At 51.7% G+C, this 20,720-nt stretch carries 17 protein-coding genes; 7 read left to right on the top strand and 10 right to left on the bottom strand.

The features are described from left to right. Positions 1-259: 259 nt before the first annotated feature. Positions 260-1,606, bottom strand: coding sequence for an L-cystine transporter (locus LCS67_RS12445; RefSeq protein WP_000261859.1), 1,347 nt, complete (start codon positions 1,604-1,606; stop codon positions 260-262). Positions 1,607-2,032: 426 nt separating this feature from the next. Here LCS67_RS12445 and sufA point away from each other — a divergent pair, with 426 nt between their 5' ends. The 7 genes from sufA (at position 2,033) to ldtE (ending at position 8,708) form a co-directional block, all read left to right on the top strand. Beyond that, positions 2,033-2,401: a Fe-S cluster assembly scaffold SufA gene (sufA, locus tag LCS67_RS12440; RefSeq protein WP_000418969.1), complete on the top strand. Its 369-nt coding sequence runs from the start codon at positions 2,033-2,035 to the stop codon at positions 2,399-2,401. Between the two features lie 8 nt (positions 2,402-2,409). Continuing rightward, positions 2,410-3,897: a Fe-S cluster assembly protein SufB gene (gene sufB / locus LCS67_RS12435; protein ID WP_000089383.1), complete on the top strand. Its 1,488-nt coding sequence runs from the start codon at positions 2,410-2,412 to the stop codon at positions 3,895-3,897. Between the two features lie 16 nt (positions 3,898-3,913). Further along, positions 3,914-4,660, top strand: coding sequence for a Fe-S cluster assembly ATPase SufC (sufC, locus tag LCS67_RS12430; RefSeq protein WP_000948904.1), 747 nt, complete (start codon positions 3,914-3,916; stop codon positions 4,658-4,660). Then, the gene (gene sufD, locus LCS67_RS12425; RefSeq protein WP_000907939.1) at positions 4,635-5,906 is read left to right on the top strand and encodes a Fe-S cluster assembly protein SufD; all 1,272 of its coding nucleotides are present in this window, start codon (positions 4,635-4,637) and stop codon (positions 5,904-5,906) included. The genes sufC and sufD overlap by 26 nt, the downstream gene beginning before the upstream one ends. Continuing rightward, positions 5,903-7,123 (top strand): cysteine desulfurase SufS, encoded by a 1,221-nt coding sequence (gene sufS / locus LCS67_RS12420; RefSeq protein WP_100521870.1) that lies wholly within the window; start codon positions 5,903-5,905, stop codon positions 7,121-7,123. The genes sufD and sufS overlap by 4 nt, the downstream gene beginning before the upstream one ends. A 12-nt stretch (positions 7,124-7,135) precedes the next feature. Continuing rightward, positions 7,136-7,552, top strand: a complete 417-nt coding sequence (sufE, locus tag LCS67_RS12415; RefSeq protein ID WP_000729470.1) for a cysteine desulfuration protein SufE — start codon at positions 7,136-7,138, stop codon at positions 7,550-7,552. Between the two features lie 154 nt (positions 7,553-7,706). Continuing rightward, positions 7,707-8,708 carry a L,D-transpeptidase LdtE gene (ldtE, locus tag LCS67_RS12410; protein ID WP_000817051.1) on the top strand — a complete coding sequence of 334 codons (1,002 nt, stop codon included), beginning with the start codon at positions 7,707-7,709 and terminating at the stop codon, positions 8,706-8,708. Between the two features lie 67 nt (positions 8,709-8,775). On the opposite strand, the gene lpp is transcribed toward ldtE, so the two are convergent. The 9 genes from lpp to ttrB all read right to left on the bottom strand — a co-directional run bounded on the left by lpp (position 8,776) and on the right by ttrB (position 20,564). Next, complete coding sequence (gene lpp / locus LCS67_RS12405) at positions 8,776-9,012, bottom strand: murein lipoprotein Lpp (RefSeq protein WP_001082307.1); 237 nt, start codon at positions 9,010-9,012, stop codon at positions 8,776-8,778. A 310-nt stretch (positions 9,013-9,322) separates the two neighbouring features. Beyond that, a complete protein-coding gene (pykF, locus tag LCS67_RS12400) occupies positions 9,323-10,735 on the bottom strand; it encodes a pyruvate kinase PykF (protein ID WP_000751445.1) in 1,413 nt (470 codons plus the stop codon). Between the two features lie 401 nt (positions 10,736-11,136). Continuing rightward, positions 11,137-12,480 (bottom strand): APC family permease, encoded by a 1,344-nt coding sequence (locus tag LCS67_RS12395; protein WP_000756083.1) that lies wholly within the window; start codon positions 12,478-12,480, stop codon positions 11,137-11,139. A 21-nt stretch (positions 12,481-12,501) separates the two neighbouring features. Continuing rightward, complete coding sequence (locus LCS67_RS12390; RefSeq protein WP_001000516.1) at positions 12,502-13,395, bottom strand: proline iminopeptidase-family hydrolase; 894 nt, start codon at positions 13,393-13,395, stop codon at positions 12,502-12,504. 58 nt (positions 13,396-13,453) lie between these two features. After that, positions 13,454-14,191 (bottom strand): glutamine amidotransferase, encoded by a 738-nt coding sequence (locus tag LCS67_RS12385; RefSeq protein ID WP_000697182.1) that lies wholly within the window; start codon positions 14,189-14,191, stop codon positions 13,454-13,456. Positions 14,192-14,202: 11 nt separating this feature from the next. Continuing rightward, entirely contained in the window at positions 14,203-15,429 is a 1,227-nt protein-coding gene (locus LCS67_RS12380; protein ID WP_000471822.1) for a PfkB family carbohydrate kinase, read from the bottom strand. Positions 15,430-15,751: 322 nt separating this feature from the next. Further along, entirely contained in the window at positions 15,752-18,814 is a 3,063-nt protein-coding gene (gene ttrA, locus LCS67_RS12375; protein WP_031565954.1) for a tetrathionate reductase subunit TtrA, read from the bottom strand. Further along, the gene (gene ttrC / locus LCS67_RS12370) at positions 18,807-19,829 is read right to left on the bottom strand and encodes a tetrathionate reductase subunit TtrC (protein WP_000149764.1); all 1,023 of its coding nucleotides are present in this window, start codon (positions 19,827-19,829) and stop codon (positions 18,807-18,809) included. Before ttrC ends, ttrA begins: the two co-directional genes overlap by 8 nt. Continuing rightward, positions 19,830-20,564 (bottom strand): tetrathionate reductase subunit TtrB, encoded by a 735-nt coding sequence (ttrB, locus tag LCS67_RS12365; protein WP_023216615.1) that lies wholly within the window; start codon positions 20,562-20,564, stop codon positions 19,830-19,832. Positions 20,565-20,720 lie beyond the last annotated feature (156 nt).

Raw genomic sequence — 20,720 nt, 5'->3', positions numbered from 1 at the left:
TAGCCGCCATCCGGCTATGTTACCAGGCAATCTCACCAGACCCTGTCCCCAGGTAATAGATAATCCTCTTGATTTTGTTTAAAAAAAATACAGATCGCCATTTGTGCTAAAAAGGCGCGCTCTCTTTATGAGATTATTCTTATGCCCCTTCAAGAGCTAAGCCATTAAGAGTGCCGGAGATAAGCGCCGGATGGGGCCGGAACCCTTAAGCCTGTATTGAACAGACTTAAGGGTTTTTCTTTTCCGGGCGCGTAAAAAACTAAGGTCTGTCAATAACCGCTGGCATGTCGTCAGCCGTATGATTATTCAAAATACGGTTAGCCAGCACACCTGACATCATCGATCCGTTAACGTTCAGAGCCGTGCGGGCCATATCAACGATAGGTTCGATGGCAATAAAAATACCGACCAGCGCAACGGGAAAATTCAACGTCGACAGGACAATCAGCGCCGCGAACGTACCACCGCCGCCGACGCCGGCTACGCCAATAGACCCTAGCGCAATGGCAGGCAACATCGCGGCCAGAAAATGCAGCGAGAGCGGATCAATGCCGATGGTGGGCGCAATCATCGCTACCATAATAGCCGGATAAATCCCGGCGCAGCCATTTTGCCCCATACTGGAGCCAAACGAGGCGGAAATATTGGCAATGGTGCTTTGTACGCCAAATTTTTCCTGGGCGGAAATGGCCAGCGGGATAGAGGCTGCGCTGCTGCGGGAAACAAACGCAAAGGTTAAGACGGGCCAGACCATTCTGAAATAACGCGCTGGATTATTACCGCTGAGGATCAGCAAAATGGCGTGCACGATAAACATCATGAAAATCGCGATGTAACAGGCACCGATAAAACCAAGTAAACTGGCGAATTGTTCAAGGCGGTATGATGAAAATACGGTAGTCATTAATGCCATGACGCCATAGGGCGTTAATGCAATAACGATACGTACCATCTTCATGACCCAGATCTGAATAGCGTTAATGCCTGCGCTTAATTTCTGACCTTCTTCCGGCGCCTCTTTTTTGACCTTTAACAGAGCGATCCCCGCTATTAGCGTGAAGATAACGATGCCGATAACGGAAACACTTCTGGCCCCCGTAAGATCAAGAAAAATATTAGTCGGGATCAGCGATGTCACTAACTGGGGAATCGACACCGCGGCAGTCTTATTGACTTCTTCCGCAGTTAACATTGACGGCATGTGCACAAAAGCGCTGGCGTCAAGCCCCAGTATATGAGCGGTCAGTAATCCGATAAAACCGGCAACCATCACCAGGCATAACATGCATCCGACGATCGTCAGCGACATTTTTCCGATGCCGGCGCTATTTTCCAGTTTATTGATGGCGGAAAGAATAGAAATAAAAATTAGCGGTATAGCGACCAGTTTTAACAGGTGGACGTAACCATTGCCGACGATGCTGTACCATTCGATAATAGTTTTAGTGTGATTTGCTGAAATAAAATGCAGGGATAAACCAATAACAGCCCCTAAAAAGATAGCGATAAAAACGCTTTTCGACAGGGAATCGCTTTTTTGATTAATTCTCAAGATGACCCACGAGAAAACCAAAAAAAGTGCGATATACGCGAGCGTAACAACCATATTTTAAGCCTCTTGCCTCATTCAGCACCTGAAATGCCGGAAAGAGTTTACATAAACCTATAGCTCAAACTGAGTTATAGAACCGCAGCGGATTATAAAGAGCGCAACGCCAGGTATCCATACAAAAAATGGGGTTCTGACCTCGCCGCCCGGCAATGTCGACAGCCTATTAATTAAATAGTCATTTTCTATACATCTTTTCGTTTTTGACCTGCCAGAACGGTTAACATCTTATAAATTATTATTTATCAAAAGGTTAAGTGGTTTTTTGTCTGTCGTATGACCTGGCGGACAGGGTCTATGCTTAATAAAAGGCGCTCAATATGACCATTTGTTGGAAAGCCCCTGCGGTTAAGGGGTTGAAGTGATAATCATTATCACTAACATGCTGTTATATCCTGGTGATTTAGAACGCGAGGTAACTCTATGGAATTGCATTCAGACACGTTTAACCCGGAGGACTTCCCCTGGCAAGGGCTGACGCTAACGCCAGCGGCGGCAGCGCACATACGTGAACTGGCAGCAAAGCAGCCGGGCATGTTGGGCGTGCGGTTAAGCGTAAAACAGACGGGATGTGCCGGATTTGGCTATGTTCTGGATACCGTTCGGGAGCCGGATAAAGACGATCTGGTTTTTGAAGCCGAAGGCGCAAAGCTTTTCGCACCGTTACAGGCGATGCCTTTTATTGACGGAACAGAAGTGGATTACGTACAGGAAGGGCTGAACCAGTTATTTAAATTTCATAACCCCAAAGCCCAGAATGAATGCGGCTGCGGCGAAAGTTTTGGGGTATAGGCGGTACTATGTCTCGTAATACTGAAGCAACGGAAGAGGTCGGCATCTGGACAGGCGGACGCCTTAATTACAAAGAAGGATTTTTCACGCAACTACCCACTGATGAACTGGCAAAAGGCATCAGCGAAGAGGTGGTGCGCGCGATTTCCGCAAAGCGTAACGAACCTGAGTGGATGCTGGAATTTCGTCTCAATGCCTATAGAGCCTGGCTGGACATGGATGAACCGCACTGGCTGAAGGCGCACTACGATAAACTGAACTATCAGGACTACAGCTATTACTCTGCGCCATCATGCGGAAACTGCGACGATAGCTGCGTTTCCCAGCCGGGAGCGGTACAGCAAACGGGCGCGAATACCTTTTTGAGTAAAGAGGTTGAAGACGCCTTCGAGCAACTTGGCGTTCCGGTTCGCGAAGGGAAAGAGGTCGCCGTCGATGCGATTTTTGATTCGGTCTCCGTAGCGACCACATACCGTGAAAAACTGGCGGAACAGGGCATTATTTTCTGTTCTTTTGGCGAAGCGATACACGATCACCCTGACCTGGTCAGGAAATATCTTGGCACCGTCGTGCCGGGGAACGATAACTTTTTTGCCGCGCTGAATGCGGCAGTCGCTTCCGATGGGACATTTATCTATGTTCCCAAAGGCGTGCGTTGCCCGATGGAGTTATCCACCTATTTTCGCATTAACGCCGAGAAAACCGGTCAGTTTGAGCGCACGATTCTGGTGGCGGATGAAGGCAGCTATGTGAGTTATATCGAAGGCTGCTCCGCGCCCGTACGCGACAGTTATCAGCTCCACGCCGCGGTAGTGGAAGTCATCATCCATAAAGATGCTGAAGTAAAATATTCCACCGTACAAAACTGGTTCCCGGGCGACAACAACACGGGCGGCATTCTGAACTTTGTGACCAAGCGGGCGTTGTGCGAAGGGGAAAACAGCAAGATGTCGTGGACCCAGTCGGAAACCGGTTCGGCGATTACCTGGAAATACCCGAGCTGTATTCTGCGTGGTGATAATTCTATCGGCGAGTTCTATTCCGTTGCGCTGACCAGTGGACATCAGCAGGCTGACACCGGTACCAAAATGATCCATATCGGTAAAAACACGCGCTCAACCATTATCTCAAAAGGCATTTCCGCCGGCCACAGCCAGAACAGCTACCGTGGGTTGGTAAAAATTATGCCGACGGCGACCAACGCCCGAAATTTCACCCAATGCGACTCCATGTTGATTGGCGCGGACTGCGGCGCGCATACGTTCCCGTATGTTGAATGTCGCAATAACAGCGCGCAGCTGGAGCACGAAGCGACAACATCACGCATCGGTGAAGATCAGCTTTTCTATTGTCTGCAACGCGGTATCAGCGAAGAAGACGCTATTTCGATGATCGTCAACGGTTTCTGTAAAGACGTTTTCTCGGAACTGCCGCTGGAGTTTGCCGTTGAAGCGCAAAAACTGCTGGCGATTAGCCTTGAGCACAGCGTCGGTTAATGATGAAGGAAAACCCATGTTAAGCATTAAAGATTTACAGGTCAGTGTGGAAGAAAAAGCGATTTTGCGTGGCCTGAATCTGGAGATTCGCCCTGGCGAAGTTCACGCCATTATGGGGCCGAACGGTTCCGGGAAAAGCACGCTCTCCGCCACCCTGGCGGGACGTGAAGATTACGAGGTCACTGGCGGCTCGGTTACGTTCAAAGGTAAAGATCTGCTTGAACTGTCGCCGGAGGAACGGGCGGGTGAAGGGATTTTTATGGCCTTCCAGTACCCGGTAGAAATCCCCGGCGTCAGTAACCAGTTTTTCCTGCAAACCGCGCTGAATGCCGTGCGCGCCTACCGCGGGCAGACGTCGTTGGATCGCTTTGATTTTCAGGATCTGATGGAAGAAAAGATCGCATTGCTGAAAATGCCGGAAGATTTGCTGACCCGTTCGGTAAACGTCGGTTTTTCCGGCGGGGAGAAAAAGCGCAATGATATTTTGCAAATGGCGGTGCTGGAGCCGGAACTGTGCATCCTTGATGAGTCGGACTCCGGACTGGATATCGATGCGTTGAAAATTGTGGCGGAAGGCGTCAACGCGTTACGCGACGATAAACGCGCTTTTATTATCGTGACCCACTATCAGCGCATACTGGACTACATCAAGCCTGATTACGTCCATGTCCTCTACCAGGGGCGAATTGTCCGATCCGGCGATTTTACTCTGGTCAAACAACTGGAGGAGCAGGGTTATGGCTGGCTTACCGAACAGCAGTAAAGCGCTACAGCAATGGCAGCATCTCTTTGAAGAAAAAGGAGTAAGTCGAACTGAGCAGGCAAGACAACATTTACAACAGATGTTACGTCTGGGATTGCCGACGCGTAAACATGAAGACTGGAAATACACGCCGCTGGAGGGCTTAACCCATAGCCAGTTTATCCAGCAGTGTGCGACTATCAGCGCCGCACAGCGTGATGCGCTGGCGCTGCAAATCGATGCCGTGCGGCTGGTGTTTGTCGACGGTCGGTTTATGCCAGAGCTTAGTGATAGCACGCAAAACAGCGGATTTGACGTTAGCGTCAGGGATGAACGCCAGACGCTTGCCGCGCCGGTACATCCCGAGGTTTTTCTGCATCTGACGGAAAGCCTGGCGCAATGTGTCACGTATATACAGGTACGGCGAAATCAGCGTCCGACCAGGCCGTTACTGTTAATGCATATCACGCAGGGTGTGGATGGCGACGAGCTGAATACCGCGCATTATCGCCACCATCTGGCGCTGGCGGAAGGCGCGGAAGCGACGGTTATTGAGCATTATGTCAGCCTTACAGCGGCAAAACATTTTACCGGCGCGCGTCTGACGATGAACGTTGCAGACAATGCGCAACTGTGCCATATCAAACTGGCGTTTGAAAATGCGTCCAGCTATCACTTTGCGCATAACGATCTTCTGCTGGCGACAGACGCCTCGGCGTTTAGCCACAGTTTTCTGCTGGGCGCCGCAGTACTACGTCACCACAGCAGCTCACAACTGAATGGTGAAAACGCGACGCTTCGACTGAATAGTCTGGCGATGCCGGTGAAAAATGAAGTCTGCGATACGCGGACATGGCTGGAACATAACAAAGGTTACTGTAACAGCCGCCAGTTGCACAAGACCATCGTCAGCGACAAAGGACGCGCGGTCTTTAATGGCCTGATCAACGTGGCGCAACACGCCATTAAAACCGACGGCCAGATGACCAATAATAACCTGTTGTTGGGGAAACTGGCTGAAGTCGATACCAAACCGCAATTAGAGATCTATGCCGATGACGTGAAGTGCAGCCACGGCGCGACGATCGGGCGTATTGACGATGAGCAGATGTTTTATCTGCAATCACGCGGCATCAGGCAGCAGGAGGCGCGGCACATGATTCTTTACGCGTTTGCCGCAGAGTTAACGGAAGCTATCCATGATAGCGCCCTTAAACAGCAGGTGCTGGCGCGAATCGGCCAGCGACTGCCCGGAGGCCTGGTATGACATTTCCTGTAGAAAAAGTACGGGCGGATTTTCCCATACTGCAGCGTGAAGTTAACGGCCTGCCGCTGGCTTACCTGGACAGTGCAGCCAGCGCTCAAAAACCCAATCAGGTGATTGACGCTGAATCTGCCTTCTACCGTCACGGCTATGCTGCGGTACATCGAGGTATCCATACGTTAAGCGCACAGGCGACCGAAAGCATGGAGAATGTGCGTAAGCAGGCGTCGCGGTTTATTAACGCCCGCTCCGCAGAAGAACTGGTGTTCGTGCGCGGTACGACGGAGGGCATTAACCTTGTCGCCAACAGTTGGGGAACGGAAAATATTCGCGCCGGGGATAACATTATTATCAGCGAGATGGAGCATCACGCCAACATCGTTCCCTGGCAGATGCTGTGCGAGCGCAAAGGCGCCGAACTGCGCGTGATCCCATTTCATCCTGACGGTACGCTGCGGCTGGAGACCTTAGCTGCGCTGTTCGATGACCGGACCCGACTGCTGGCCATTACCCACGTTTCCAATGTGCTGGGGACGGAAAACCCACTGCCGGACATGATTGCGCTGGCGCGCCAGCATGGGGCGAAAGTGCTGGTGGATGGCGCCCAGGCCGTGATGCACCATGCTGTTGACGTCCAGGCGCTGGACTGCGATTTTTACGTTTTCTCCGGCCATAAACTTTACGGGCCGACCGGCATCGGCATTCTGTATGTTAAAGAGGCATTGCTGCAAGAAATGCCGCCGTGGGAAGGGGGCGGGTCGATGATTTCGACCGTCAGCCTGACGCAGGGAACGACATGGGCGAAAGCGCCCTGGCGTTTTGAGGCGGGAACGCCGAATACTGGCGGCATCATCGGTCTGGGCGCGGCAATTGACTATGTGACGTCGCTGGGACTGGATAAGATTGGCGATTATGAGCAGATGCTGATGCGCTATGCGCTGGAGCAACTGGCGCAGGTGCCTGATATCACGCTGTATGGTCCGGCGCAGCGGTTGGGCGTCATCGCGTTTAATCTGGGTAAACACCATGCTTATGACGTCGGCAGCTTTCTTGATAATTACGGTATCGCGGTACGAACGGGGCATCACTGCGCGATGCCGCTCATGGCCTGGTATGGCGTGCCGGCAATGTGCCGGGCTTCGCTGGCGATGTATAACACCCATGAAGAAGTGGACCGACTGGTGGCAGGATTAACGCGTATCCACCGCTTATTGGGATAACAGTGAGGTTTTATGGCTGCGCTACCGGATAAAGAAAAATTGCTGCGTAACTTTACGCGTTGCGCTAATTGGGAAGAGAAATATTTATATATTATTGAGTTGGGGCAGCGCCTGGCGGAGTTAAATCCGCAGGATCGCAATCCGCAAAATACGATTCATGGCTGTCAGAGCCAGGTGTGGATAGTGATGCGGCGAAACGCCAACGGCATTATCGAATTGCAGGGCGACAGCGACGCGGCGATCGTTAAAGGCCTTATGGCGGTGGTATTTATTTTGTACCACCAAATGACGGCGCAGGATATTGTGCATTTTGATGTCCGGCCATGGTTCGAAAAAATGGCGCTTACACAGCACCTCACGCCTTCTCGTTCTCAGGGGCTGGAAGCAATGATTCGCGCAATTCGCGCTAAGGCCGCCACTCTTAGCTAAACTGTACAGACAGCGTTCTACCTGATGTCAAATCCTTTGTCGGACGGCGGCGTCGCTTTATCCAGAGGGGACAGAGCGTGTATTTTGTTGTTCTGATAAGCGAAGCGCTATCAGCCGTCGCAGAGGACATCACCAGGAATACAGGAGGTTTGGTATGAAACGTGCGTCTTTCATTACTCTAGCTATTATCGGCGCGTATAGCGCGTTACAGGCAGCCTGGGCGGTTGATTATCCATTACCGCCCGAAGGCAGCCGTCTTATTGGTCAGAATCAAACCTATACCGTACAGGAAGGTGATAAAAACCTGCAGGCTATCGCCCGGCGTTTTGATACGGCGGCGATGCTCATTCTTGAAGCGAACAATACGATTGCGCCGGTGCCTAAGCCCGGTACGCTAATTACCATTCCCTCGCAGATGCTATTGCCGGATGCGCCCAGGGAAGGCGTTATCGTCAACCTCGCGGAGCTACGGTTGTATTATTATCCGCCGGGAGAAAACCGCGTTCAGGTATATCCCATCGGCATCGGTTTGCAGGGACTGGAAACTCCCGTCATGGACACCCGGATAGGGCAAAAGATCCCCAACCCGACGTGGACGCCGACGGCGGGCATACGCCAACGTTCGCTTGAGCGGGGGATCACGCTGCCGCCGGTGATCCCTGCCGGGCCAAATAACCCGCTGGGACGCTATGCGCTGCGTCTGGCGCACGGTAATGGGGAATATCTCATTCATGGCACCAGCGCGCCGGATAGCGTGGGTCTGCGCGTGAGTTCCGGTTGCATTCGCATGAACGCGCCGGACATCAAAGCGTTATTTGCGCAGGTCAGAACGGGGACGCCGGTAAAAGTGATTAACCAGCCGGTGAAATTCTCTGTCGAGCCGAATGGCATTCGTTATGTAGAGGTACACAGGCCGCTATCGCCGGAAGAAGAGCAAAACGTGCAGACGATGCCCTACGTGTTGCCTGCGGAATTTACCGCATTCAGAAACGCGCAAGGGGTGGATAGTCGCCTGGTCGATAAGGCGCTATACCGGCGAGCCGGGTATCCTGTCAGTGTGAGCGCCGGGCAGACGCCAGCGGTAAATACGACCGCAGTCGAATCCGCTCAGAACGGTTTTGTCGGGGAAGAGGGGCAAACGCGCGCGACGCAGTAGCCTTCGCAGCAAACGACGGACAAAAAAATGGCGCACGATGTGCGCCATTTTTATTACGCAGGTACTATTACTTACGGTATTTAGTAGCCTGGTTGTCCAGACGCTGGTTAGCGCGAGCTGCGTCGTCTTTAGCAGCCTGAACGTCGGAACGCATTGCGTTCACGTCGTTGCTCAGCTGGTCAACTTTAGCGTTCAGAGTCTGAACGTCAGAAGACAGCTGATCGATTTTAGCGTTGCTGGAGCAACCAGCCAGCAGAGTAGAACCCAGGATTACCGCGCCCAGTACCAGTTTAGTACGATTCATTATTAATACCCTCTAGATTGAGTTAATCTCCATGTAGCGTTACAAGTATTACACAAACTTTTTTATGTTGAGAATATTTTTTTGATGGGAATGCACTTATTTTTGATCGTTCGCTCAAAGAAGCATCGAAATGCATGAAAGTCCCTAAAAAACCGAAAGAAAACAGGGGGCTTCCATCGGATTCTTCTTAGATAATCCGCAATTAGATAGTAAAATCCGATTTGATTTTTTTATTAATAGTGGCTATCGATTAAATAAAAAAAGCGCCGGAAGGGCGCTTTTTTAAACAAATTAATTCACACAACAATTATTACAGTACGTGAACAGAGGCGGTGTTAGTGGTGCCGCTTGGAACCAGCGCGCCGGAGACCATCACTACGACGTCGCCTTTCTGGGCGAGGCCGCTTTGCAGGGCGACATCTTTGCCCAGACGGTAGAAATCATCAGTAGAATTGATTTCTTTCACCAGCTGCGATACCACGCCTTTGCTCAGTACTAACTGACGGGCAGTCACTTCATTGGTGGTCAATGCCAGGATGGTGGCGTCCGGGAAGTATTTACGCACGGCGCGAGCGGATTTACCGCCCTGGGTCGCTACCACGATCAGCGGCGCTTCCAGTTTTTCGGCAGTTTCTACCGCACCGCGGCATACTGCTTCCGTAATGCGCAGTTTACGGCTGTCGTTGTTGTAGTCCAGACGGCTGTTCATGACACGGTCGGTACGTTCGCAGATGGTCGCCATGATAGAAACGGCTTCCAGCGGGTATTTCCCTTTTGCGGATTCGCCGGACAGCATAACCGCATCCGTACCGTCGAGGATGGCGTTCGCAACGTCGCCTGCTTCTGCGCGGGTCGGACGCGGGTTTTTGATCATAGAATCCAGCATCTGAGTCGCGGTGATCACGACTTTACGTGCGCGGATACATTTTTCGATCATCATTTTCTGCGCAAAAATCACTTCTTCAACCGGGATTTCTACGCCCAGGTCGCCACGCGCAACCATGATGCCGTCGGAAGCTTCGAGAATTTCATCGAAGTTGTTCAGGCCTTCCTGGTTTTCGATCTTAGAGATAATCTGGATGTTTTCGCCGCCGTGGGCTTTCAAATGCTCGCGAATTTCGACAACGTCAGAACGTTTACGGATAAAGGACGCCGCAACAAAGTCAACGCCCTGTTCGCAACCGAAGATCAGGTCCTGTTTGTCTTTTTCAGCCAGCGCCGGCAGAGCAATAGAAACGCCCGGCAGGTTAACGCCTTTGTTCTCGCCCAGATCGCCGTTGTTCAGCACCTTACAAATTACTTTATTGCCTTCGATGGCGGTCACTTCCATACCGATCAGACCATCGTCAACCAGGACGGTGTTGCCAACGCTCAGGTCGCCGGTGAAGCCTTCATAGGTGACGGCAACGATTTCATTATTACCGACCACGGATTTGTCGGTGGTAAAAGTGAAGGTTTGACCCGCTTTCAGCGAAACGTCGTTACCGCCCTCCAGTTTAATGGTGCGGATTTCTGGTCCTTTAGTATCAAGCAGAATAGCGGCTTTTTTACCAGTTTTGCTCATCACGTTGCGCAAGTTCTGGATACGCTGACCGTGTTCTGCATAATCGCCATGAGAGAAGTTCAGACGCATCACGTTCATGCCCGCGTCCAGCATTTTGCTTAACATCTCTTCGGATTCGGTTTTCGGACCGATAGTACAAACAATTTTCGTCTTTTTCATGACAGTCTTAGTCTTTAAGTTGAGGAGGATATGGAAATCTGGCTTCGGGCGCGCACGGCCCGGAAGCTAAGCCTGTGTTGCTAAAGTGATGATGCCTCGCTCTAAGGATAGGTGACATCGAAAGAGCGTGCAGAGGAATGTGTGCTCGCGTTTCAGCCCAACGGGAAGGGGATAATTTTAGTCGTTGAGTTTTACAGTCCAATGCGCTGAAACCATTCAAGAGACAATTGGCGCGCATTATACGCTGAAATTTACAAAAAAGGAAAATGAAAACCCTGTTTCAAAAGACATCTGTGCAGATCCACAATGGTTTGTTATTACGCTGTTTACGATGTCGCTGGCGATGACGCCGCCCGAACAGGGGCGGCGTTGCGCAACAGTGGGTGTTGTTGCGCATAACATCAATCGAGCAACTTTTTGCCTTCCAGGTCGATGGCGATGTTTTGGTTGTGTGCTTTTCGATAGCACAGAATCGCTATCCCGATCGCCGCCCAGCTAATTCCGAGTATCAGAGCGTGAATGTTCATGTTTAAACAGACGTAGCCGATGACGATCATCCCCATGATCGGCGAAATGACATGGGCGAAAATGCGCCGCTGGGCTTTCATCCGGAAATTGAACAGGATAAACACACACAGGTTCACGACAAAAAAAGCGAAAAGCGCGCCAAAGTTCACCAGCGTGGAGATAGATTCAATCTTGCCGGAAAACAGGTAGCTGAGCAGCAGGGTGACGCCGCCGGTAAACAGAATGGCATAATCCGGCGTTTTACGCGTGGTATGGACGTGAGCGAGGAAGGCGGGCAACATTCGGTCGCGCCCCATTGAAAATAGCACTCTGGACACCGCCGTTTGCGCGGTAATAATGTTGCCGACGGCGCACACAAACGCCACAATGATGGAAAATGCCACTTTGAGCCAGATACCGCCAACGTTGCCGGCAATGGTGAAAAATGCTTCATTCGTCGCATTACCTTCCGCGAAGCGGTCGACGTTACCGGTGGCGAACGCCGCAAACGCCACAACGATAATAAACAGTACTGTCGCCAAAACTAACGCCAACAGCGTTGCTTTACTGACGGCGCGTCCCCCGCCTTCGCTTTCTTCACTTAATGTACTGATAGCGTCAAAGCCGAGAAAGTTCAGCGCAGCCACCGAAATCGCCGTCGCGATGAGCCCTGGGGTGAACCACTGTGAATCGAAAAAAGGCCGGAAGGAAAGCGTTATCTGACTACTGTCCAGCATCAACAGACGGACAATGAGCAGAACGAAAATCGCCAGAATACCGAGTTGAATGAAGACCAGTAACTTATCAAATTTCGCCGTTTGCTGTATCCCGAGATAGTTGACTCCGGTGCCAATAGCCACATAAATCAACGGCCAGACCCAGACCGGGATTTGCGGTAAAATAGCGTGGACCGCGACGCCGCCCAGCACTGCCACGAGCGTAGGGAACAAAAGATAATCCAACAGTAATATCCATCCGGTCAGAAACCCTACGGCGGGATTAATGCATACGCCAGCATACGCATAGGCCGAACCCGACGAGGAGATATGTTGCGATAAGGTAGAGTAGCTGTACGCGGTAAAAAACATCGCGATCGCGCCAATAATATAAACCAGCGCAACCATACCGTGCGAAAGATTATAAACGACGCCATAAAGAGAGACTGGCGCGATAGGCACCATAAACACCAGACCATAAAGCACTAAATCGGTAAGAGACAATTTTTTGACTTTTTTCATGATAAATACCTTAATGGCTTTTTATGCCAGATCGCGTAAAAACGCGCTTACCGCTGCGAGGCAGGGCGCGATATTTTCTTCATGTGGGTTATGGCTGCTGCCGGGAATAGTGACCGCGCGGCAGTCTGAAATGTGAGAGAGCAGCGGAGAGACGACGCGCTCGGTTGCCTGATCGTTTTCGCCGCGTAGTACCAGAACAGGACAGCGTATCTGGCACAAATGGGGCGTAATATCCCAGTCGGCAAGTTTGCCATTTGCCGCCAGTTCATTGGTTCCCCATAAAATGTGATAACCCGTAGGGTCGGCGGCGAACTGCGCATTAGATCGCTGAACATGAACGGCTTCTTCCGCGAGGGTATAAACGTGCCTGGCATAATAAGCGACCAGCTGTTCCGGTGGGTTTTGATAAATGACGGCGGGCATAATGACGTTTTTGATATCGTCATCGGACATTGGCGTCAGAGCGTTAAAGAGCCGTATGCCTTCCTGTTGCCACAGGGCGATACTGGCCGGCGAACTTGCCAGTATCGTCCCGCGAAGCCCGGCAGGCTGTAAGCAGGCGTGCTCTGCGGCAAGCATTCCGCCCCAGGAATGTCCCAGTATCGAATACCCGTGTCCAATACCCAGGTGATTAATTAATTGGGTTAATTGATGGAGATAACGCGCAATAGTCCAGAAAGACGCGTCGGCATGAGGAAAATGCGTTGAACGACTGCAGCCATATTGATCGTAAAATATTACCATGCGCCCGTCATCAGCCAGACGGCGATAATTTAATAAATAATCAAAGCCGCCAGAAGGGCCGCCGTGAAGGATAATGAGCGGCGTGAGTAATGATTTTCTGTCTCCATAAATCCGATAGCTTGTCAATATGTTTTCAGAAAACATTTCGCCATAGAGATAAGTATCATTCATATTCTTAATGACTCAGTGTGTGGCAGGGCAGGCGAAATTTATATTCGCCTGGATAATATTATTTTTTTATTGTGTGTAAAACATTACACCAGAAGGTGGCGTAATGTTCCCATTGCAGAAACTGCGGACTTCCCCAGTGCGGCGAACAATCACTGGCAAAGCAACATACTTTCCCTTTATGGTAAGTACCCATAACTAACAGTGGATCGCCATTAATTTCAGCAAGGACCTGACTATTTTCTTTGGCGATAAGCTTGTTATAGCCCAACAGCGGCGGCCATTCGCTAAATGGCTGGGTAATAACATGCTCTACCGCAGTATTTACTGCTTTACATCCTTGCGGTAGTTCTACGCGGTCATCTACATCCAGCATATCAACCGGCAATACCTCCGCCAGAATCGTATTTTTATAATTGGCTTTTGCTTCTATTCCCGTAAAGGATAAATACCCGCCGATCATCAACAGACCGCCGCCCTCAGCAACATAATCCGCGATAAGTTGTAATGCATCAGGAATAATATCCATATTATAAAACGTTCTGTTTTGTAGCAGGAACGTATTGCTACCGATATCACTGATGACGATCGCATCATAGCAGGCTAATGCTTCGGCGGTTTGTGGAAAACGAGTTTGCACAATATGGGCAGGCATGTAGTCCACATCGATATTACCCTGGCGTAAGCAGGATAATAAATAGTCTGCGCCTTCTTCATATTTGCTCGATGTAAAGCTATCAAAACCTTTAGAGTGAATCATATGAATGTGCCAGGATTCGCCAATAAATAAAATTTTCATTATGTCACCTGTTAATTAATGTGAATGACTTTATTAGATTGGGTACGCATTCGATGTAAAACCTGCAAGTGCTGAGGCATACTCGACGCACCGACTTGTTCCACCGCCAGAGAAGCGAAAGCGGAGGCATATTGAATGGCTGCGACCATGTCTGCTTGTCGCGCCAGCGCGGCGGCTAAGGCGCCATTAAAAGCGTCACCGGCCCCGGCGGCATCTTTTACCACGGCGCTCCACGCAGGAATATACAACGTGCGGGCGTGCTCACAGAGCAGAGAACCACGGGCGCCAAGGGTAATGATGACTTTTTTCACCCCGGATTGCAGAATAATATTTCCGGCTTTTTTCGCATCATTAATATCAGTAATGGTTACGCCGGATAAAAAAGAGGCTTCAGTTTCATTCGGCGTGATGATGTCAATATCAGATAATAAATGCGTCACCTGTTTCGTATAGGGGGCAGGATTCAGCATGATCATTTTATTTTCTTGTTTGCCCAGGCGAATAAATTCAGTCAACGCTTCAATGTTCGTTTCGAGCTGCATTAACATAACGTCAGACTCGGCGATATAACGGTGTTGCTCGTTAATCTCTTGCGTGGTGAGCATCATATTGGCGCCAGGGTAGATGGCGATAATATTATCGCCATCTACGGCGGAGACATAGATCAATGCGCTACCGGTGGGCGCTTTATCTGTTTGATACGCGCTGTATGAGGTGATGCCTGATTGAATAATATGATTCATAGCAAATGCGCTGAACTGATCTTTGCCCACTTTAAAAATAAAATGCGCCGCAGCGCCGGCATTGTTTGCCGCTAAAGCCTGGTTGGCTCCTTTACCGCCAGGATAGAATCCAAATTGACTGGCCAGAATGGATTCTCCGCTTTGTGGAAACCACGGCACGGTTGCTGAAACATCAATATTGAATGAGCCTAAAACACACACCTTGCCTGCTTTTTTTGTGTTTTCCCGGCGCAGTTTTGCATCCTGATGGATTGGCGTGGCGATAGTGCTGGAGATATCAATCTTATTTTCAGTGATAAGCTTACTCAGCGCGTCACGGTTTAAAATCCCTCCGCCATAGCAACGCTGAAGCATACCTGATTTCTGGAAATAGCGTAGATCGGAACGAATAGTCTCCTGGCTAACCTTATAAAGGTCTGAAAGTTTACTGACGCTAACACTATTATCCTTTATCAGTAAATTAATGATGGCATGACGTCTTTCTTCTTTAAACATATTGCCTCCGGGTAGTGAGTTGAATTGTATTTATGGCAATGTTGTCATGCGGTGAATTCAATCACAGATTATGCGGTCAACCGGAAGTAACCCCAAATGAATGTCAATAATCAGAAGCGCAGCCAATGTGTTAAATATTAATTGCTTACAGAAGGGGAAAATAGTTTTGTGAGTGTTGTCATATATTTTCTATGTAATATGACGGGGTGAACGTAAAATAGTTGGGCTTGCACGATTCAGTGAGTATATGCAGCCGGACAGCGTTCGCTTATCAGTCGCTACCCTCGACGAAATAAGACGATATCGCTCTCCGGCCCTGGGGTTATATACGCTCGATTTTTGCCGGCAGCCCCTGGCGTACTGCCGCGCCAGAAACCCAGTCGAGCCAGGTATTGGTAATGGTTCTTGTCGGATCGGCAAAGCCCAGATCGTTAAGATTTATGCCTGCCCTGATTTGTGGATCATACGGCATAGGCACGCCATCCAGAGAGTGCTGCGTTGCGCCCATCTCGCGGTGACCATATCCGTGTTCGATGGCGATGACGCCTGGCATCACGCCATTTAACAAACTGATTTGCGCCACGACCTGACCGCCCGGCGTAATGATCCGTACCCGATCGCCATGTTGCAGTCCATAACGCTCGCCGTCTTGCGGATTCAGCGCCACCAGGTTTGCTGGCTTCACATGGTGTAAGCGCGGGATGACGGCTGTTGAGCTGGACATGGTGTTTGATTTAAATGAAATCAGTTTCAGCGGCCACTGTCCAATGGGAAACTGGTCGTCAATCGCACGACCATCTGACAAACGCGCCGGATACCAGACCGGGCAACCGCTGAAACGCTCCCCGGTGATGGCGTGACGGTGGGCGGCGACATCTGCATTCCAGATCTGTAAGGGTTTTTTCCACGCGTTACCTAACCGTTGCTCCGTATAGCCGCTATCCTCGGGCGCAAACCGGCCGCCACGCGAGTAGATAAACGCCACGCGATCGACCTCATCAGCTTTAAGCGTGTGCTGAATTGCTGGCAGAATGCGGCTGACGCCGGTAAGCGAAATATCTTCCTGATTTGCCGGCGCGACCGGCGTCTTGCCCATAAAGGCGATATTAGCGGCTACGCGCAGATAGAAATCTTCCGCCCGGTTCAGTGGAAAAGTATTGCCCTGCGGATCGGTTATCGCCCGGTCGCCGAAGCCGGGCAGATGGAGCCGTTTTGCTACCGCAATACAAAATGCTTCCATTGAGACAGGTTGCCCGTCCGCCGTTCGGTGAGTGGCGGGGGCGACAACCGGCCAGCGGGCGGTAGTGGCTTTACTGGCTACGCCGCCCCAGGGTGCCGTAAAGCCCCAGCTCTCAAAATTGTGCGTATCCGGCACAATGTAATCCGCCAGCGCCGTCGTTTCATTCATAAAGGCGTCAATCGCGATAAAGAGCGGCAATCGGCGAGGGTCTTTTAGCTTTTCTTCCGCCACGGCGCGTAGACCGGGAACACCGTAAAACGGGTTGCTCATATTGGAAATCCAGGCTTTAAGCGGATAAGGATAGCCTTCGAGCGCGGAGGTCAACAGTTCGGTAAGCTGGCCTGCCACAAAGGGATACCACGGCGCTTTGGCTGGATAAGGGGATTGCCCGCCGGCAATTTTGTCGCGGTATTCTTCCGATGCTTCATAAGCGGTTTTGCTACGGGCAATACTCAACCCGGACGGTTTCACTTTTCCGGCAAAACTGTTCATGTTGTAGCGGGGGCCGTCGCTAACGCCGTTGAATTTGCCGCCGCCGACAAAGACGCCGCCGGACAAGCTGAGGTTGCCGATCAGCGCGTTAAGCATCATGACCGACCAGGCGTTATAAAACCCATTGCCGGCCATCATGCCGCCGTGACTGATGACCGCGGCTTTACGTCCGTGACCGGTAAAGGTTTCCGCCAGCGCGATAATTTGCGCTTCCGGCACGCCGCACTGTTCGCTGTATTGCGCCAACGAGAGCTTTTCTGCCGCCTCTTTCAGGCGTTGCAACCCGCTCTTCACCGTGACCCGTTGGCCGTCGGCGAGCGTAACGTACTGCGTCACGAAAAGCCGTGCCTGTCGGCAAGTGGACGCATCGACCAACTCGCCGTCGGTATTCAGCACGACGGGGGTCTCTTCGCCATCGGGCGTAAGATGGCGCAGCGTCAGGTGTTGTCCGGCAAGCGTCGGCAGTTCATCCGCAATGACCAGGTGCGTGGCGTTGGTCCAACTTTGCTCGCCGGCCTGCTGCATCGCTTGTACGCCGGGAATCGCCAGATAATCAGCATTATAACGTTGATTATCCATGATCCAGCGGATCATCCCCATTGCCAGCGCCGAATCGCTGCCGGGCATGACCGGTTGCCAGCGACCGCGAGGATCGGCGAGCACCGTTGATAAGGGCAGGGCAGGGGCGACCACGACGTATTGAAAATTCTCACGCAGCCGGGCGCTCGCCAACTGACGCGCCTGGCGTTTAAACGGATTGCCGGACTGTGCCGGGGAGGTGCCCATAAAGAGCGCAAACTCCACGTTTTCCCAGTCGGGTTTGACATGCGGGTTTTTATCCAGATCACCCATCAGCGCCCCGGAGCCGGCCCGGTAAGCCAGTCCACAGTAGGCGCCATGCGCGCCGAAATTTTTGCTGCCGAAGCTATTTAGCGCAAAACGACGCAGAAACGCATCGCGGCCTTCGTCGCTGGTATTCGTGACCAGTAACTGATTGGTTTTGGGCCCGAAACTGGGGTGCTTTGCGTCAATTGGCGTATCCGGCGCATGAATCGCGCGCAGTCCGTCCACATGACCCTCGCCAAACAGATCGCCGCCTTCCACGACTTCTTCAATAAGCTGCTCAAAGCTGATGCGCTGCCATTTCCCTTCGCCGCGTTTACCCACGCGTTTCATCGGTTCAAGCAGTCGCAGCGGACTGTACAGGCTTTCCAGCAGCGTGGCGCCGCGCGCGCAGGCGGTTGAGCGGGCGTCAAGACCGCTTTCTCCCGCCAGTTGCTCCATGGCTTCGCTAAAAGGGACGGACGAGTCAATCGGGTGTTCCTGCGACAAGGGGTGATAGGGATTGCCGGCGATGCGTATTACTTTGCCATCGGCATTTACCCGGGCGCGGATACCGCACTGTGTCCAACAGCCGAAGCATTGCGTCATGGCGATGGTTTGTTGTGGATTTTGCTGCCAGTGCGTTTGTGCCTGCGCCTCCGGAATTAACGCATTGCCAAAGATGCGGTCGCGCGTTACCTTGCCGGACGTCCCGTTTAACAGGCCATCAATTGCGCGTTTCGCCACATCACGGTAGCTCAGACCAAAAGTGACCATCCCACCGACGGCGAGACCGACTTTTAGCCACTGACGACGGGTTAAATTAGCCATGTTGTAATCTCCTGGTGAGTCCGTTCAGCGTTTCACGAATAATAATCAGTAGCGCTATCCACAGGCCGAAGGTGCCGAGAATAGCCAGCCAGCCATCCGTTCCGCCTGGTAACGAGTAAGGGTTAAATTGCGCGTTGAACTTGGGTACGGTTTGTACCTGAATCAACAATGTCCAGCGCATCAGCCAACATAGCGCCAGCGCGCTCAGAACCAGCAGGACGCGTCTTAGCTCCGATAACGGATGACGTAGCGCCAGGCTACAGAACAGCAGTGTGAATACCCACAGCGCTAGCCAGCCGACAGCGTAATATTTGGCTGACAGGGCGACGGTAATCCACTGACGGATTGCCGTGCCGGAAAGCGTATCGCCGCTGACCCACATGGCCACAACCAGCCCCAGCGCCGCCAGCGTCCAGAGTTGTCCCCACAGTATTTTTGGCAGCCTTACCGAGTCGCGTCGGGCGGCGACAATCATCAGCGCGAAGAACGCCTGTAAGGCGCTAAGAAACATCGCCACGGGGAAGGCGTAGCTAAACCAGATTGGGCGCGCCAGCACAACGGAGACTTCGCGGCCGGTATAAATCAACAGGCCCACCGCGCAAAGCGCGCTGGCTAACGCCAACCATTTAGTGACGTTGTAACTTTTATTGAATAATCGTTTTATCTGCTGCGCCAGGAACCACAGAGCGAGAAATCCGGTAAACAGCGGCAGGAACAACGCTCCCCAGGGCATCCACGACCAGGGCGTCGGCCAGGCATAGAAATGCCAGACGCGGGCGGTCTGGTGCAGATCCGCCGTCAACGCCAGCGGTGCAGTAATCGCACAGGTAATGGCAATCAGTAATGCCCGATTTTCTTCTGTTGCGGCGTCTTTTTTCCGCCAGTGAAGATAACAGGCAAACAGTGCGGCGCAGGCGGCAATGCCAATAAAAAAGAAATATTGTACCGCCCACGGCAGCCAGCTAATGTCCTGCGGGTGAGCCAGCACTTCTTCAATGATGAGTGAATGCGTCATTCAGACCTCCTGCCAAAGCGCGGGCTGCGCACGGCCCATTAATGGGGTGACAAAGGCGTCGTCCAGACCCAGGTAGAAAACATGGGGCGACGTGCCGTTTTCCGGCTTTAATACCTTGATAGCGTCGCGATGTTGATGAAGCATGGTGGCGATGCGGCTATGGGGATCTTTGATATCGCCAATAATACGCGCGCCGCCGACGCAGGACTCTACGCAAGCGGGTAACAGCCCGGCTTCCAGACGATGGACGCAAAACGTGCATTTATCGGCAGTTTGCGTTTCATGATTGATAAATCGAGCGTCGTAAGGACACGCCTGGACACAATAGGCGCAGCCGACGCAGCGTTTGTTATCCACCACCACAATGCCGTCTTCCCGCTGAAAGGTGGCTTGTACCGGGCAGACCGGCACACAGGGGGGGTTATCGCAATGGTTGCACAGACGCGGCAATAGCACATTCGTGACTTCCTGACTACCTTCACGCTGGACCTGGTATTGGTTCACCGTCGTACGAAATGCGCCCTGCGGCGTTTGGTTTTCAATAGTGCAACTTACGGTACAGGACTGACAGCCGATACAACGCCGCAGGTCGATAAGCATGGCGTAACGGTGTCGGGGAGAGCCTTCATGCCGCTCCGGCGAAAAAGGAAATTTCGCTTCAGCCAGCGGAACCAGCGAGGCGCCAGCGGTCAGGACGCCGAGTTGCTGGAGAAATAGCCGTTTACTGCTGTCCATATTGACTCCCGTCCACATTGCCAACAATGAAACATTTGTCACGATGTTGGTTCATGTGTAATGAATAAAAAATGTTGATGATTTACAGTGTAAAAATTGAGACGGGGTGCACTCTATTGTGGTTAACCACATACCCGGCTTGTTGTTGATCTAAAA

This window comes from Salmonella sp. A7, assembly GCF_020181675.1.
In the GTDB taxonomy this organism is placed as follows: Bacteria; Pseudomonadota; Gammaproteobacteria; order Enterobacterales; family Enterobacteriaceae; genus Salmonella; species Salmonella enterica.
Note: the sequence above shows the minus strand (reverse complement) of the source record. Positions and strands in the feature narration are given on the sequence as shown.

What these genes read in the sequence shown, in the direction of transcription:
- pykF (WP_000751445.1), bottom strand. Translation starts at nt 10,735, where the DNA reads ATGAAAAAGACGAAAATTGTTTGTACTATCGGTCCGAAAACCGAATCC.
- sufD (WP_000907939.1), top strand. Translation starts at nt 4,635, where the DNA reads ATGGCTGGCTTACCGAACAGCAGTAAAGCGCTACAGCAATGGCAGCAT.
- LCS67_RS12395 (WP_000756083.1), bottom strand. Translation starts at nt 12,480, where the DNA reads ATGAAAAAAGTCAAAAAATTGTCTCTTACCGATTTAGTGCTTTATGGT.
- LCS67_RS12445 (WP_000261859.1), bottom strand. Translation starts at nt 1,606, where the DNA reads ATGGTTGTTACGCTCGCGTATATCGCACTTTTTTTGGTTTTCTCGTGG.
- ttrB (WP_023216615.1), bottom strand. Translation starts at nt 20,564, where the DNA reads ATGGACAGCAGTAAACGGCTATTTCTCCAGCAACTCGGCGTCCTGACC.
- sufA (WP_000418969.1), top strand. Translation starts at nt 2,033, where the DNA reads ATGGAATTGCATTCAGACACGTTTAACCCGGAGGACTTCCCCTGGCAA.
- LCS67_RS12380 (WP_000471822.1), bottom strand. Translation starts at nt 15,429, where the DNA reads ATGTTTAAAGAAGAAAGACGTCATGCCATCATTAATTTACTGATAAAG.
- sufB (WP_000089383.1), top strand. Translation starts at nt 2,410, where the DNA reads ATGTCTCGTAATACTGAAGCAACGGAAGAGGTCGGCATCTGGACAGGC.
- ldtE (WP_000817051.1), top strand. Translation starts at nt 7,707, where the DNA reads ATGAAACGTGCGTCTTTCATTACTCTAGCTATTATCGGCGCGTATAGC.
- LCS67_RS12390 (WP_001000516.1), bottom strand. Translation starts at nt 13,395, where the DNA reads ATGAATGATACTTATCTCTATGGCGAAATGTTTTCTGAAAACATATTG.
- ttrA (WP_031565954.1), bottom strand. Translation starts at nt 18,814, where the DNA reads ATGGCTAATTTAACCCGTCGTCAGTGGCTAAAAGTCGGTCTCGCCGTC.
- ttrC (WP_000149764.1), bottom strand. Translation starts at nt 19,829, where the DNA reads ATGACGCATTCACTCATCATTGAAGAAGTGCTGGCTCACCCGCAGGAC.
- sufC (WP_000948904.1), top strand. Translation starts at nt 3,914, where the DNA reads ATGTTAAGCATTAAAGATTTACAGGTCAGTGTGGAAGAAAAAGCGATT.
- lpp (WP_001082307.1), bottom strand. Translation starts at nt 9,012, where the DNA reads ATGAATCGTACTAAACTGGTACTGGGCGCGGTAATCCTGGGTTCTACT.
- sufE (WP_000729470.1), top strand. Translation starts at nt 7,136, where the DNA reads ATGGCTGCGCTACCGGATAAAGAAAAATTGCTGCGTAACTTTACGCGT.
- LCS67_RS12385 (WP_000697182.1), bottom strand. Translation starts at nt 14,191, where the DNA reads ATGAAAATTTTATTTATTGGCGAATCCTGGCACATTCATATGATTCAC.
- sufS (WP_100521870.1), top strand. Translation starts at nt 5,903, where the DNA reads ATGACATTTCCTGTAGAAAAAGTACGGGCGGATTTTCCCATACTGCAG.